Origin of the sequence: Phyllobacterium brassicacearum (assembly GCF_003010955.1) — a bacterium.
Lineage (GTDB): Bacteria > Pseudomonadota > Alphaproteobacteria > Rhizobiales > Rhizobiaceae > Phyllobacterium > Phyllobacterium brassicacearum.
On the sequence record NZ_PGGO01000043.1, the window covers coordinates 1 to 14,473 of the forward strand.

Genomic DNA, 14,473 nt, shown 5'->3' on the forward strand with positions numbered 1-14,473 from the left:
GTGGAGTTTGCGGGCGTGGTCAGCGCCCACGGCGCGCTCGATCGCATCGCCGTCATTGGCATAACCCGGACTGACAAAACCGCCATTGCGTCCGGAAGCGCCCCAGCCGATGCGTTCGGCTTCCAATGGCGTTGGTGCGCGGATATGAGAGGAGGCGCAATTCGCTCTTTGATGCCGTCTGTTATGGCTGTCTGTTTTTTCGGCGGACGGAATCCGGGCGTCCGGTTGCCAGCATGCGGTTGAGAACGGCGCAGCCGATGGCAACTTCAGTCTGTTGAGCCGCAAAACACCGTGCACGCAGACGCGGTCCGATCAGCGCCTTGTAGCGCCCCATGGTGGTCTCGATCAGGGCGCGTTTGCCGTAGCCGGTGGCCGCCTGCCAGTTCAGCCGTCCCCGTTCTGCGATCGCCGTGATGTGGCTGTCCCGCTGGCCGGGTGGTCCCGTATCGCTGCGTTGTGCCGCCTTCGAGCGTGGTGGGATGACAACCTGCGCGGCATCGCTATGGCGCAGGACGGTCCGATATGTCGGCGCGCCATCATAGGCCCCGTCTGCGGTGAACTGACCAATCTCACCATCGATCTGATCGAGCAGCGGTGCCACCTGCGAAGGATCGTCAGTGTCCTGATCCGTGAGTGTATGGGCAACGATCCGGCCACTGTCGGCATCCACGGCCAGGTGCAGTTTGCGCCAGTTGCGGCGCGACTTCGCGCCATGCTTCTCCTGCAACCACTGCCCGGCGCCATACACTTTCAATCCCGTGCTGTCTGCCAGCACATGCAGCGGACCATCCGGCAAGGAGGATCGTATTCTGGTCGGTTGCTTCTGTGCCCGGCGGCTGAGGGTTGTGTGATCGGGAACAGGCAAATCCAGTCCCATCAGGTCGATCACAGAATTCATCAGCCCTTCGGTCTGGCGCAGACGCAGCATTCCAAATGCGCAGCCCAGCATCAGCGTCGTCTCGATCGCGAGGTCGGAATAGCGGGGCTGCCCACCTGGAGTTCTGCGCCGGGACGCACGCCATTTTGCCAACGCTTCTGGCGTAATCCATAATGTCAGGCTGCCACGACGACGCAAGCCCGCTTCGTATTCCACCCAGTTCGTCACCCTGAATTTCATCTTCGCGATGTGATGACGGCGAGCGGCATTGTGTTTGTTCGGCATGAGACCACGATCGAGATGGGAACTGCTCCTCTATCTATCTCGAGACCGTTCAGAAGTTATCTACGCACCAACGCCTCTGCCGGGCCAAGCGCCGCGTTTTTCGGAGAACGATTTCGGCAATGCGCGTTATGACGGTCCGCAACCACCCAAAGATCATGGAGTGCACCACTATCATTTTCGCTTGGCGGCACTCGATGTTCCAAATCTTTCTGTGCCCAGCTCAGCAGGCGCTGGATTAATGTGGAATGAAGCAAGGAAATACATGCTTGCGCAGGCGACACTGACCGGAACATTTGAGATGTAGAATTCGAAGCCACACCAGGGGCAGCATTTCGGCTGGGCGAATCTCAGTTCTCTCGCGGTACTGATGTGCTGGTCGCCGATCGCCTTGTCGCGGCATTGCGGGGATTCAAACGAACCTGGGGCAATGCCTGCGGATACTCGTGCTGAACGAAGTCAATCAGCTTTTCACGAACCTCGCAACGCAGATCAAATGTTCGGCCGGAATTCGTTGCGGACACGAGGATGCGGATTTCCATCACGTTTTCCTTAAAATCGGTGACGGCAACATTGGCGACGCGGCGATCCCATAGTTTCGAAGCGGCGAGAATCTCCTCGACCTTGCTGCGAAGGACTGCGATCGGCACACTGTAATCAAGGTAGATCATCACTGTGCCAATCAGCGAGGCGCTCTCGCGTGTCCAGTTCTGGAACGGGTTCTCAATGAAGTAGCTGAGCGGAAGAATGAGGCGCCGCCAGTCCCAGATTTTGACGACGACATAGGTTGAGGTGATCTCCTCGACATTGCCCCACTCGCCTTCAACCAGCAGTGCGTCGTCGATGCGGATCGGCTGGGTGATAGCAAGCTGAATGCCCGCGAAAAGATTTTTCAAGACCGGTTGGAGCGCCAGGCCAACCACAACGCCGGCCACACCGGCTGATGCCAGCAGGCTGACGCCATATTGCCGGACCGCATCGAACGTCATCAGTGCAGCGGCGACGGCGATCACGATGATCAGCAGGTCGATAATTCGCCCGATGATTCGCGATTGCGTCACATGCTTGCGCGCGAGCAGATTGTCTTCGGCATCTAGTTTGAAGCGCCTGAGATAAACCGTTGTCCAGATATGCGTAGCGGACTTCACCATCCAGGCAATCAACGCAATGAAGCAAATGAGCAGAACATGACGAAGCACCGAGGCTTGCAGATCCGTCAGCGGCACAATCGAGACCGCCAGCGCCAGCGCCGCTACTACAATGGCGAAGCGCGCGGGACGCTCGGTTCGCGAAACCAGCGAGCGCCAGAACAAATCCCGGTCTGCGACCATACGGGTAAGGAGATTGTAAAGAGCGCGATGCGCGGTCAAGCCGATGCCAATCGCACCGACTATGAGCAGGAGACTTGTGACCCAGTTTGGCAACCATGCCACCGGCTCCTGGAGATGAATGACAAAATCTCGCATCCCGTCAAGGTAGAGTGCGGGGCCGGATATTGAAAGAGTGAGATGAAAACAGGTGGCCTGCAGCAGCAGAAGGGCAAGAAAAATCGGCTAGGGATATTTCACTCATCCCGGACGAATAGTCATCGTCGGAACTGAATTCGTTTGCCGCATTAGGGTTACAGAACTGAGGCTACTACGTGTCGGAAAGCTATTCGCTCATTCTTGTCGTTGAAGACGAAGCTTTTATCCGGATGACGATTTCGGACTATTTGCGCGATTGTGACTTTACCGTCATCGAAGGTGGCAGTGCTGATGAAGCAATTTCGCTCCTGCAGTCCGGTATTCATGTAGACCTCGTCTTTTCCGACGTAAAAATGCCTGGTGACATGGACGGGTTTGGACTGGCGAATTGGATTCGCGAGCATCAACCTGGAATCAAGGTGGTCATTCTTACCTCCGGCTATGCAAACGCAGCTGAGATAGCCGCAGAACTGTGTGAGGAAAGCCCGATTGCGAAGCCCTATGATCATCAGCACAATCTCGAGCGAATTCAGCAAGCGCTGGGGAAAGGCCAACCTTTAACAATTACATCAATATCAATGATGTTCAAAACACAGAACTCTATGATCTATATCGCATCCCGGTTCTAAACGCTTGATCCATCCTGTGCAATACCAGGAATGTTACGGCCAGGCTGTCGAGATCATCCGGATGTTTATCGAGAAAGCGATGAAATTGCGCATCGATATGGGCAAGGTCGGCACAGAGCTTTCGCCCTTTTTCAGTGAGGCGCACGTGCGCTGATCTCTTGTCACGCGGTGACTTGTAGCGTTCGAGGAAACCTGCTGTCGCAAGCTGCTTGAGATAATAGGACATGTTGGTGGCGCCGTAATCCAATCGTTCCGACAGCCGACTGACAGAAATTTCATCCTCGCCAACCGCAAGAAGGATCATCGTCAGCGACGCGCCTATCTCTGTGACGCCCAATGTCGTCAGTTCTGCCTGGAGGAAGGAGGCAAATCGACGGTTGAGCCGGTCCAGTGAACGCGCCAATTCGAAAGAGGGAACATAAAACCCGGCCGTATCATGGGATGTAGTTTCAGCAGACTCCGGCTCGTTCTCGACGATTGACAATTCACAAACTGTGCCCTTTTGGTTTTTGTCGACCACGAATTTTTCCTTTGCGGATAGAGGGTTGTAAACGTTGGCTCAAATCCATCTTCGACGACGAAACTCCGCGACAAATTTCCGGGGCATGGTTCAGTGTTCGTCTTGGGCACTGGAAGCCCAGTTCTGCAAACCACGACACTTATGCCGGATCGAGTCTTTCCATTCTTGGCTAGTACGTCACCGTGACCACAACTGTATCGGTATAAGTGCCCGGCGTCGGTGTCGTCTGTGGTGGCACTCGCCCATACACTGTCAATGCTTGAATCAGACCGTTTCCGGCACCGGGCACCGTGCTGCCGGGCGTCGTCGCGTCGCCCCATGGCTGCGATCGGGCCGCGTCCTTGTAGAGACCATAGGTCACCGTCTCGGCTCCCTTGGACATCTTGCGGGCGGTTGGGGCCGAATTGGTGGTTCCGCCGTTAAGCGCCACGGTATAGGTCGTGCCCGGTGTACATGTGACCGAAACCCCGCCGGTTGCGTCGCTGTTGGCGCTGAGCACACCCTTGGCGCCGAAATCGATGTTCTGGACCGCCACAAGGCAATTAGCGGCGACGCTAGCATTGACGGTGAATGTCGCAGTAGTCGCTGTGCCGGTGGATGAATTGCAATTGCTGCCGGAGTTATAACGATAGCGAAATGGGGTATTCGTCGCACCGGAGAAAGTCGAAAGATAGGTTCCGGGGACAACCGTCGACTGTCCGCCCGGCACCGCGCCATAGAGGGTGATGGTCCCCGATGCGGAGCCAAGGGCGCTCAGCGTCAGGGCGTAGGCTGGCGACCGGGCTGCGTAGCTCCAATTATACGATCCCCAGACAATGCTGCGCGCCACATCTGAATAAAGCTGAAAGTTCAGCGCGTTGGAACCGCTCTTCATTTGCCGGGCGGCCGCGGATGTTGCTCCGCCGCTGCCGGCGGCGAGATTGGGACAGAGCAGGATCCGCTGTAATGGAGTTCCGGTACAATTTACGCTGATCGATGCCGTCGAATTGATCTGGGCGCCCGAGAGAGTGTCGACGGCCCCGAAATTCAGGCTGGAGACACTGAAGCTGCAACTTTGCGCGAAGGACAAGGATGGAAGCATTAGAAACAGGATAAGACTTACAGTGCGCAGCATCCCGGGGCCTTGCTTCACAGACATTGTAGACCGTTGACTGCGACCTGTTTTCCTGGCTCGGCTTTATAGGGAAACTCGGCGCGGCAGGTCTTTCCTTCCCCTAGATCAACGACGATCGCGTTTTGGGCTGCCAGGCCGCGAATGTAAGCTTGGCCATCATAACCGACGACGAATTCTTCCCCGCTACCTTCGAGCTTGCCGGAAAGACCAGCCTGTAGTGGCACGCCATTCTTGTCGGCGACGGTAACGAGCGCGCTTTGCGGCGTTTCGGAAACACCGAACTTGACGACGACGCCGCTGCGATCAGCCGGCACCACAACTTCCCGCGTCGCAGGCACATCGGCATCGACGGGCAGGTTCTTCGGATCGATCGAGACTGTATTCGGCTCATAGGAATTAAGGTTAGGCACGATAATGCGACCACTGCGGTTGGTTTTGCCAACCGGCCGGTTCTGCTGTTGCACTTCGACATCCGCTGTCCCGACGTCCACGACCGCAAAGGCATCGTCGATGCGGTTGGTGGCAAAGACCCCGCCGCCGGCCACCGCAATCGCCCCGTCCATCTGCGCCGTGGCGCGGACATCACTTTCAAATTGCTGGACGCCGGCTTCAAAGCGCGCAAATGGCGCGCGATAACTGATTGCGGCCGATCGATTTGCAACGTCTCCTTCGGAAGTTCGTGCCCGCCAGCCGATGCTGCCGTTTTCCTGCGTCTCCGATTTGGCAATGTCGGCAACGACATTCACACCGTCAGGACCCTGTTCGAGGCCGGTGGTTGCCGTGATATCATTGCCAAATGGAATCGAAAGACCGGCGAATAACCCGAAGCTGTCGCTGTCTTCAAGATCGGTAAAGGCCGATGCATAGAAGGTACTCTGCTTGAACATGGTCTGGCTATAGGAAAGGCCGACAATCCTGCTGTTTTCACCGTCGGCCGTTTCGAGGCTCGTATAGGAAAGGTTGAGGCTGGAGAAATCGAGCGGCATCGGAACGCTGACAGTCAACTGGTCAAGCGAGCGTGGAACGCCCGTGCTAAAGACCGAAAATTGATCCGAGCTGATGACAACCGGATCTGCCGTGACCGAGGCGATATCGTCATAGTCGCCAAAGGCGCGCTGCATGCGGCCATAGATGGTCCAGCCGCCATAGTCCAATTCGATCGAGGCATTGAAGAGGGTCCCGGTTCGTCCGCCGTTGTGGCTGCCGGCAACCGCCAGTGAAGCGGCACCATAAGATCCAAGCGGAAAGGCGGCGCCGACACCGCCGTTGAGCAACTCGTCCCCGCCTTCAAAATGGCCCTCGAGTGTCAGCCAGTCCGCGACCCCGTAACGCGCGGTGGCAACCCCCATGATGCGCTCGTCATAATCGTTGGATTCAATACCGAAGTTGCGGCGTGGCAGTCCGACTTCTGCGGAAAAATCAAGCAAGCCCTGACGCAAGAGCATGCTGGACGAATAGAACGGCAGGGTCGCGGTGGTTTCGCGGCCGAGACTGTCACGCAGTACGACCCTTGCTTCGCCGCCTCCAGAAAATGCGGGTAGATTGGTCACCTGAAACGGTCCCGCTGGAACGTCGCTGGTATAGGTGCGAACATTCTGCGTATAGACTTCCAGTGTGGATGGGACTGCGGCGGTTCCTTCGAACGAGGGCAGCGGAAGCGTGACCAGATCCGAGCGCAAGGCAAAGTTGCGTTGCGCCTGGATGCCGCCAAGATAGACCGGCCGTGTCCATGACAGTCCGCCGGAAATAAAGTCGCCGGCCCGGTAGGTCATAAGCCGCTTGGGATCGGAATAGCTCCATGTTGTGTTGAGGCGCGTGAAGTCGTCGATTTCGCCATCCGAATAACCGGTGATGAAGGACTGATTGACCGTTCCGTACGGACTGAATACGCGCGCATCAAATGCGCCCGAGACACCTTGGAACACGTCAACATCATCATCGAAGAGCGTGTTGGTGCTGGCAAACAGGGTATAATTGAGAACGCCTCCATAGCCGGACTGTGGCTGGAGCGGTTCACTTTCCTTGACGCCGGCGTCAACGACCCGTGCCGAGCGGCCGTCATCACTTGTCGTCACGTAGATTCGCTGGGCACTCTCATCAATGCGGTAGGATACGCCGGCAAGCTTGTCGAGATGGACAAGTCCTGCGTCACCGGTCGCATCCGTTGTGGGTTTGATGCCGACTTGTTCCAGTTCGTCGGGTGCTGCGGCGAGACCACCTTCCGGAAGTTCCTTGAAAGTGCCGATCATCTTCATCGGGGCATCGTTGATGAACACTTCAAGTTGAAGTGTTCTCCCGTCAGACGTATTGGCCTCAGGCTGAGCGTTCAGCGGTTCCAACGGCACCTCTTGCGCGTTCAGTTGCGAAACGGAAACGGTCGTGCCGATAACAACGATCGCGATCCTAGCGGCTCTTGATGTCGACTTTGGCATCAAACGGTCCAAAATCGCTTAGTCCCTGCAACGACACTGCGTTGCCGGACAGAGATTTTGTGCTGCCGATTGGCCACTGCATGGTGGCGCCACCGAGAACATAGCCGACCAGACCGCTGCGGCTGCCGATCTTTGTCTCGCCCTGTTTAAGCGTGATGTTCGACAGGCGGAAACGGCTGTCGCCATTGTTGCGTGCCGTCAGCATCAGACCGCGACCCGAACGCGTGAGGTTCCAGGTCACGTTCGGCGCCGAGGCGTCGGGATTTCGGAAGAACACCGGAACCGAATAGCGCACGATCAGCGTGACCGTGCCGGATTTTGCCCGTGAGGGATCCGGTAACTCGTCGACGATGACACGGTAGCTATCTTCCTTGCGTACAGGCGCCTTGCTGACGCGAACAACCCGAACGACATAGTTCGCATTCGGCCCCATCTTGGCGAGGGGAGGGCTTGCAACCACATCTGTGGTCGGTTCGAGCTGCTCGACACCGTTGACCTGCGTCCATTTGAAAACGCGCACCTGAATGTTGATGGGCTGTCTGGATTCGTTGGTAAGGTTCAACACCGCGGCGCTATCGGGGGCAATGAGCTCGAGATTGGTGGGCGCCACCCGCAAGGACGCGGCACTCGCGTAGGTTGCACCCAGGAAACAGAGAGTGATGGCGGCAATGCACGAAAGCATGCGTCGCATGTCGTCCTCCTTGCGTTCTGATTGATTAGTAGGTGACGGTGATCGCGACCGTATCGGTATAGACACCCGCCGCCGGCGTGGTTTGCGGGGTAACGCGGCCGTAGACGGTCAGGTTCTGGACGCCGCCGTTGCCTGTGCCCGCGACGGTGTCGGTGCCGATGGTGACACCCCAAAGCTGCGTGCGTGCGGTGTCGCGATAGAGCGTATAGTCGATCGTTGCGGCGGCCGGTCCGGTCATTCTGCGCACAGCAGTCGTGGCGCCCGAGCCAGCGCCAGCGCTGAGGCCCACATTGTATGTCTGTCCTGAGGTGCACTGCACACCGATCGTGCTGGTCTGATCAACGTTGGCGTCGATGACGCCGCGTGTCCCAAAATCTAGATCACTGGATGTCTGGATCTTGCATTCTGCCTGTATGGTGATGCGAACCGTCATGTTACCGGTAGCGGTAGCCCCCATTGCCGGGCCCAGTACTGTCATCATTGCGACCGCGCCCATCGCGGTTCCGCGCAGTAGTTTCAGCATCCGTGTTTCCCTCTTCAAGTTCGCAACGAAACTGCATCTTCGTAGAAGACGACCAACTTTGATAACAACGCGGTCTTTGCGGCCAGATGGTCATAATAAGTCCACAAAGCGGAAACTGTATGGCTATATTATGCTATGCTGCATTGCAAATGAACGTGACGATCAAGTTATGTTACCACCCAATACATCTTGAGAAGATCTATGCGATAATTGAATGGTACTTCAAAATTTGAAATATCTAGTTTGGAACGGCTGGATACGCTTTTGCTAAGAAGATGAACAGTTGACACCAATAGCTAAAATTTCGAGGGGACAAACCTTCGCGGCTTTTTTCGCTGTTCGACCTGATCCAGCTTTTTCAGAAGTTCAACGATGGCCTCAGGCACATTTTCAGTCACCGCCGTCTGCACTGTCCGCTTGTATTCGCGTCTCGTCACCTGCTCCCGCAGGAGCGCTGACACTTTTCGGATCTGTCGCAAACGCTTTGGCAACGTGACTGGGATACGTGTTTCCGATCATTCTCGGAGGTATCCATGTTCAAGGGTCGCCATTTTGACCGCTCTATCATTCTGTTGTGCGTGCGTTGGTATCTCGCTTACGGATTGAGCCTGCGGAATCTCGAAGAAATGATGCAAGAGAGGAATATCCATGTCGACCATTCGACTGTGCATCGATGGGTTTTACGCTTTTCTTCGCAATTGCTTGAACGGTTAAACAAGCGCAAACGATCTGTGACCGCTAAATGGCATGTGGATGAGACATACGTCAAAGTCCGGGGCAAATGGATGTACTTCTACCGGGCGATCGACAGCGTTGGCGATACGGTCGAGTTTTTCTTCAGCGAACACCGCGATCTTGCTGCGGCAAAGCGGTTCTTCAACAAGGCTCTCAACCGTCATGGCCGTCCTGATCGCGTCGTCATCGATGGCAGCCAGACAAACCGCGAAGCGATCATCTCCTGCGATATGATCGACCGGCTGAGGAGTGGATATGGCAAGAATGAACAGAAGCCAATCTCGATCCGAGCGAGCAAGTATCTCAACAATCGGATCGAACAGGATCATCGAAGGATCAAGCGCCGTAGGGTTCAAGTCACTAGAGGCCGCCGACATTGTCCTCTCCGGGATCGAACTGGTCCACATGATGCGCAAGCGACAGGCGAGGCTTGCCTATAATCCAGCTCCATCACTTGCTGAACAGTTCAACATCCTGGCTGCATGAAATGGGCTGACCAATGCCGCTTCGCGAATTGCGTCAAAGTTTGCGACGGAACCGCTCCGCTCCTATGGAGCGGCAAAGCGTCAGGTCATGCCGGGTGTTGAGCATCGCTCACACAAGGGCTTGAACAACCGGGCGGAGAACTCGCATCTACCGTTTCGAAAGCGGGAACGAATGCGCCAGGGATTCCGATCAATCGGGAGCCTGCAACATTTTGTTTCGCTGTTCTCCGCCGTTCGCAATCTCTTCGTTCCAGATCACACAAAACCTTCTGCCAACCAAATTCGCAATCACCGACTGCAAGCCATGGCCCAGTGGAAAGCCGACAGCGGCCAGCTCGTCTGAAACTGTCAGCACGGGCCTTAACACGCCTGTCCTTCAAACAACGTGACAGCGCCTGCGCTGGAGATGATTTACCGCGGGTCTTACGAGCTCGTTGCGTATGCGAGCACCTGATCACGTTCCGGGCGGTGCCCCGTAGGGTGCCAAAAGTGCCGCCAAGCAAGGACACGCCAATCAGCCAACCTGTCGCGCAACTATGGTCGGATCATTGCCGAGTTCGTGGTCGACGGCACGCGTAATCGCTGTGCTAGAATCCAGTTTTCTGAAGGCACATCGAATAATAGGGGCCTTCACGTGTTTCCCTTGTACGGCGATCATCCCGGGCGCTAAGCGATGGCACGAGCGCGCGTGGAGGAGGGCAAATCTTTCCAAGGGAGGTATCAAATGTTCGGGCATAACTTCGAGGCCAGCACGGTCCTGCTTGCCCTGGCTGTGGCGCTGACCACGGCAGGGTTAGCCGGGTCCGCGGCGGCGGCCGGCATGAAGCGCACCATCACCATGGTGGCAGTCGAACCCAAGGGTGGGACGACGGTGGACAAGGAGCCGTTCCCCAGCACACCACTGCCGGAAGGCAAGGGTTATGCGCTCACCTCCCCTGACGCCAACGGGCGCTGGGAAGTGTCAACCTACCGCTGGCAACCCAACCAGATCATCGTGAACCAGGGCGACGAGGTCACGCTCGAGATCCTGGGCATCAACGGCGCGGAGCACCCGGCAACGGTCGAGGGCTACGATGTCAGCTTCACCGTCAAGCGCGGCGAGCTCACCACCGTCACGTTCACCGCCGACAAGACGGGTGTGTTTCCCTTCCGGTGTGGGACCCACCAGCCGGCGATGGTCGGCGAGTTGATCGTGCTGCCGGGCAGTTGATCGGCGCGACTCCTGCGATCCGAGACCCGTCCGCTGCAGGGAGAGGATCGCCTGGGGTATCCGAAACTGTAGTAATGGTTGTCGTGTCGGGCGCTTTGCCGATCGATATGGTGATTATGCTGCATCAAGTGTGATCGGTCGCCGGTTTCGCAACGGCGGCCGGGATAAATCAAGCTGTTCGAGGCTTTATGGCACGAGAGTAGAGCCAATCGAGAGTCAGCATAACAAGGAGAGAAATGCCAACGAGCGGGAACACAATTCCCCCGACGACGAGAATTGTCAGCATGCCCCGGAATACGCGCTTGTCCGTTGGCATACCCTCTTGAAAGTTGCCCAGGAAATTGGAGGGTATTCTGGATATTGACCTGAGTGCCGATTTCCACAACGCGGCCTGTTGGAAATCTGGATGTCGCATGGCACTTAAACGTAAGAATGCGGCAGTTTGTGCAAACTTGGCATTTAATTATGAGAATCTCAGTGCTTTGGATTTCAAATAAAATGCCAAAGCGAGATTTGGATCGCATTTGACGTGACATTGCTCATCGTATTGAGAATATGAAACGATTTGACCCTTCCTGTTTGGTGCACGAGAAGCGTGCTCTTCAAGAGAACATTCAAAATACCGGGAAACTTTCTGTCGATGGATTCTCAAATAAACTGCCAATAATCACGGTGGGTTATCAATTTAGGTGCTCATTCTCAATTTAACTGCAAGCCTAACCAATTGAAAATATTGGCGCAACATTCTCACAATTAACTGCCGTGCGACAGAGGCCGGCAACTCCGGAGGGGTTGCTGCGCGGCAAATTTTGCCTGTGTTTTGCAACATCAGGCACTTTGGTCCATCATAGGCTCGAAAGGCCTTGAATCAGCATGCTTGCCCAAATGCCTCCGCCAGACCTGAAGATAAGGAACATAGCTTTGTTCCTGGACTTCGACGGAACTCTCGCCCCAATCGTCAGCGATCCAGCGATCGCAAAAGTACCGACAAGAACACTGCAAGTGCTTGAACGGCTGAAAAGGACTCTCTTTGGCGCCGTGGCCATTGTGTCCGGGCGAAGCATCACGGAACTCGATCGATTGCTTTCACCTTTGCATCTTCCAATCGCGGGAGTGCACGGCACGGAACGTCGCTCGTGCGACGGGCAAATTACGCGATGTTCGATCGATGAGCACTTGCTCTTCGACATTACAAGACTGATCGACGAATTCGTTCGTGCACGACCTGGCCTAATCATGGAACAAAAGTCCGGCTCAGTGACGCTGCACTATCGACAAAGCCCGACCTTCCAGCAGGAATGCGAGCAGTTTGCGGGACGGTTGGTCAATTTCGATCGCCGCATCGGGCTACTTCGAGGGAAGATGGTTTTCGAGTTCAAGCTAGTGATCGAACAAAGGCCGACGCCATCGAGGCGTTCATGGCGGAGCCGCCGTTCATCGGAAGAACACCGGTCTTCGCCGGTGACGACTTGACGGATGAAGATGGCTTTCGCGCGTTGACAAAATGGGACGGCAGTTCGGTAAAGGTGGGGGGAGGAAAAGAGCATTGCTCGCTATAAGGTGAGTGGTATCGGCGAGTTGCATGACTGGCTACAGTCGCTGGTTGGCCGCCGCGATCAATGATCAACAAATCCCGTAGATCTGCTGGAGGGAAACAACGCGTTGGGAGATTAACCGAGAGATGGGCGATCACATATGGCTATGAAACATGACCTTAGGGCCGGACACGCGGCGAATGAAAACATGGTTGCATTCGTGTCGGCGCAGAGCATCAACGCTGCTCCGTCATGAGCAGATTGGTTATCGTTTCCAATCGCATTGCCGATCTGAACAATGAGCCGGTGCAACAAGGAGGATTGGCGGTTGCTTTGGTTGATGCCTTGCGCGAGCGGGGCGGTGTCTGGTTCGGCTGGAACGGCGAAATCGGCGACCGGAAAGAAGAAGCTCATGTCGAGCAGCATGGTTCAATCACACAGATCTCTCTTTCCCTGACCAAGAAGGACTATTCCGAGTACTATCTCGGATATGCCAATGGTGTGTTGTGGCCGCTGTTTCACTATCGGCTCGATCTTGTTCGATATCGTTCTTCGCATTTTTCCGGCTACAACCGCGTCAATCGCAAATTTGCGGCCGCGTTGATGCCCCACCTCAAGTTCGATGACATCATTTGGGCGCAGGATTACCATCTCATCACATTCGCCAGAAGTCTGCGGAATCTCGGTTGTCGGCAACGGATCGGATTTTTCCTTCACATTCCATTTCCTCCGCCTGATCTTCTTGCAGCCTCCTCCAACCATGCAGAACTGGTCCAGGCCCTCATGGCCTATGACGTCATCGGCATGCAGACATTCTTGGACGTCAACAATTTCAAACGTTATCTGACGGATCATACCGACGCTGAAGTCCTCGAAAATGGCGACGTCCGCATTGGCCGACGAACGATCAAGGTTGAGCGTTTCCCGATCGGTATGGACGTCGAAGCTTTCGGAGAAATGTCACAGCGGATAACCGATGATGTCGCGGTCGATATCAAGCGCCGCGAGGTTTTGGGCCGAAAGCAGATTATCGGTGTCGATCGTCTCGATTACTCCAAAGGGTTGCCATCACGTGTCAAAGCATTCGGCCGGATGCTTGCCAAATATCCGGAGATGGAAAAAGCGGTGACCTTCCTGCAAATCGCGCCACCGACGCGCGAAGCGGTTGATGCCTATTCTGACATACGTGACGAGATGGAAGCTCTGACCGGATCGGTCAACGGTAAGTACTCGGACTTCAACTGGACTCCGATCCGCTATATCCATCGCAGTGTGCCGCGCAACAAGCTTGCCGCGCTTTTTCGCGCCAGTCAGGCCGGCTTCGTGACACCCTTGCGCGATGGTATGAACCTGGTGGCCAAGGAGTATGTTGCCGCGCAAAATCCGGAAGCCCCCGGCGTCCTCGTGCTTTCTCAATTCGCGGGGGCAGCCGAGGAGATGCAGGAGGCGCTCATCGTCAATCCCTATGACATCGACGAGATGGCCGATAAGCTTTACGCCGCGCTGACCATGCCACTCAACGAGCGCAAGGAACGCCATCGTGCCTTGCTGGAAAAAATTAAGCGCTTCGATGCGAAAGCCTGGCTGGTTGGATTCCTGAAAATCCTGGAAGGCGGCGTCGAGCCGGTACCGAAGCTGCCGAAGGTCAAGAAAACCCCGCGCCCTTCTGCAAGTCTAACATAACATAAAATATCGAGCCGCATCAGGAAGCCGGCTATACATCAGCAGCTGTGACAATCAACGGTCGTTCAGCCGTCCCGTCGCAATCGGGCGGGGTCCATAACATCCAGACATGACATCACCGCTTTAAGAGTGATTGTAGACATTCAGGCACCAATCCAAATCGGGCAAAAATCAGCTATTATCGGCATTTTCAAAGGAACAGTTGCTGGTGCCTGCCCCGTATTGTACAGCGCTGGGTCTGCCGTAGCCGCCGCATTTCGCTAAGCAATTCGCCTGATTGACATTTACGGT

Annotated in this window: 11 protein-coding genes and 4 pseudogenes; 7 read left to right on the forward strand and 8 right to left on the reverse strand. The window is 55.8% G+C overall.

Features of this window, described 5'->3' with window-relative positions:
- A pseudogene (locus CU102_RS30690) lies at nucleotides 1-126 on the reverse strand (FAD-dependent oxidoreductase); the annotation flags it as partial.
- Between the two features lie 55 nt (nucleotides 127-181).
- The gene (locus tag CU102_RS27615; RefSeq protein ID WP_106714255.1) at nucleotides 182-1,162 is read right to left on the reverse strand and encodes an IS5 family transposase; all 981 of its coding nucleotides are present in this window, start codon (nucleotides 1,160-1,162) and stop codon (nucleotides 182-184) included.
- 79 nt (nucleotides 1,163-1,241) lie between these two features.
- Here CU102_RS27615 and CU102_RS27620 point away from each other — a divergent pair.
- Nucleotides 1,242-1,466, forward strand: a pseudogene (locus CU102_RS27620) (YbhB/YbcL family Raf kinase inhibitor-like protein); the annotation flags it as partial.
- A gap of 43 nt (nucleotides 1,467-1,509) precedes the next feature.
- Here the strand turns inward: CU102_RS27620 and CU102_RS27625 are convergent.
- Entirely contained in the window at nucleotides 1,510-2,592 is a 1,083-nt protein-coding gene (locus tag CU102_RS27625; RefSeq protein ID WP_425351615.1) for a mechanosensitive ion channel family protein, read from the reverse strand.
- 209 nt (nucleotides 2,593-2,801) lie between these two features.
- Here CU102_RS27625 and CU102_RS27630 point away from each other — a divergent pair, with 209 nt between their 5' ends.
- Nucleotides 2,802-3,254 carry a response regulator gene (locus CU102_RS27630; protein ID WP_245425613.1) on the forward strand — a complete coding sequence of 151 codons (453 nt, stop codon included), beginning with the start codon at nucleotides 2,802-2,804 and terminating at the stop codon, nucleotides 3,252-3,254.
- Here the strand turns inward: CU102_RS27630 and CU102_RS27635 are convergent.
- The 5 genes from CU102_RS27635 to CU102_RS27655 form a co-directional block, all read right to left on the reverse strand.
- Nucleotides 3,226-3,774 (reverse strand): MarR family winged helix-turn-helix transcriptional regulator, encoded by a 549-nt coding sequence (locus CU102_RS27635; protein WP_106714257.1) that lies wholly within the window; start codon nucleotides 3,772-3,774, stop codon nucleotides 3,226-3,228. The genes CU102_RS27630 and CU102_RS27635 overlap by 29 nt on opposite strands.
- A 169-nt stretch (nucleotides 3,775-3,943) precedes the next feature.
- Nucleotides 3,944-4,888: a Csu type fimbrial protein gene (locus CU102_RS27640; RefSeq protein ID WP_106714258.1), complete on the reverse strand. Its 945-nt coding sequence runs from the start codon at nucleotides 4,886-4,888 to the stop codon at nucleotides 3,944-3,946.
- Nucleotides 4,889-4,902: 14 nt separating this feature from the next.
- On the reverse strand, nucleotides 4,903-7,320 hold the full coding sequence (locus tag CU102_RS27645; RefSeq protein ID WP_106714259.1) for a fimbria/pilus outer membrane usher protein: 2,418 nt from the start codon (nucleotides 7,318-7,320) through the stop codon (nucleotides 4,903-4,905).
- Nucleotides 7,292-8,011, reverse strand: coding sequence for a fimbrial biogenesis chaperone (locus CU102_RS27650; RefSeq protein ID WP_106714265.1), 720 nt, complete (start codon nucleotides 8,009-8,011; stop codon nucleotides 7,292-7,294). Before CU102_RS27650 ends, CU102_RS27645 begins: the two co-directional genes overlap by 29 nt.
- A 25-nt stretch (nucleotides 8,012-8,036) precedes the next feature.
- Nucleotides 8,037-8,534 (reverse strand): Csu type fimbrial protein, encoded by a 498-nt coding sequence (locus CU102_RS27655; RefSeq protein WP_166648614.1) that lies wholly within the window; start codon nucleotides 8,532-8,534, stop codon nucleotides 8,037-8,039.
- 533 nt (nucleotides 8,535-9,067) lie between these two features.
- On the opposite strand from CU102_RS27655, the pseudogene CU102_RS27660 reads away from it, so the two are divergent.
- The 5 genes and pseudogenes from CU102_RS27660 to CU102_RS27685 all read left to right on the forward strand — a co-directional run bounded on the left by CU102_RS27660 (nucleotide 9,068) and on the right by CU102_RS27685 (nucleotide 14,182).
- Nucleotides 9,068-9,755, forward strand: a pseudogene (locus CU102_RS27660) (IS6 family transposase).
- 45 nt (nucleotides 9,756-9,800) lie between these two features.
- Nucleotides 9,801-10,097: pseudogene (locus tag CU102_RS27665) on the forward strand (DDE-type integrase/transposase/recombinase); the annotation flags it as partial.
- A 381-nt stretch (nucleotides 10,098-10,478) separates the two neighbouring features.
- On the forward strand, nucleotides 10,479-10,964 hold the full coding sequence (locus CU102_RS27670; protein WP_106714260.1) for a cupredoxin domain-containing protein: 486 nt from the start codon (nucleotides 10,479-10,481) through the stop codon (nucleotides 10,962-10,964).
- A gap of 885 nt (nucleotides 10,965-11,849) precedes the next feature.
- Nucleotides 11,850-12,437 carry a trehalose-phosphatase gene (gene otsB / locus CU102_RS31210; RefSeq protein WP_425351616.1) on the forward strand — a complete coding sequence of 196 codons (588 nt, stop codon included), beginning with the start codon at nucleotides 11,850-11,852 and terminating at the stop codon, nucleotides 12,435-12,437.
- 314 nt (nucleotides 12,438-12,751) lie between these two features.
- A complete protein-coding gene (locus tag CU102_RS27685; protein WP_106714263.1) occupies nucleotides 12,752-14,182 on the forward strand; it encodes an alpha,alpha-trehalose-phosphate synthase (UDP-forming) in 1,431 nt (476 codons plus the stop codon).
- Nucleotides 14,183-14,473 lie beyond the last annotated feature (291 nt).

Excerpts from the sequence above, each read along its gene's own strand:
- CU102_RS27615 (WP_106714255.1), bottom strand. The coding sequence starts at position 1,162 with ATGCCGAACAAACACAATGCCGCTCGCCGTCATCACATCGCGAAGATG.
- CU102_RS27640 (WP_106714258.1), bottom strand. The coding sequence starts at position 4,888 with ATGCTGCGCACTGTAAGTCTTATCCTGTTTCTAATGCTTCCATCCTTG.
- CU102_RS27645 (WP_106714259.1), bottom strand. The coding sequence starts at position 7,320 with ATGCCAAAGTCGACATCAAGAGCCGCTAGGATCGCGATCGTTGTTATC.
- CU102_RS27650 (WP_106714265.1), bottom strand. The coding sequence starts at position 8,011 with ATGCGACGCATGCTTTCGTGCATTGCCGCCATCACTCTCTGTTTCCTG.
- CU102_RS27655 (WP_166648614.1), bottom strand. The coding sequence starts at position 8,534 with ATGCTGAAACTACTGCGCGGAACCGCGATGGGCGCGGTCGCAATGATG.
- CU102_RS27670 (WP_106714260.1), top strand. The coding sequence starts at position 10,479 with ATGTTCGGGCATAACTTCGAGGCCAGCACGGTCCTGCTTGCCCTGGCT.
- otsB (WP_425351616.1), top strand. The coding sequence starts at position 11,850 with ATGCCTCCGCCAGACCTGAAGATAAGGAACATAGCTTTGTTCCTGGAC.
- CU102_RS27685 (WP_106714263.1), top strand. The coding sequence starts at position 12,752 with ATGAGCAGATTGGTTATCGTTTCCAATCGCATTGCCGATCTGAACAAT.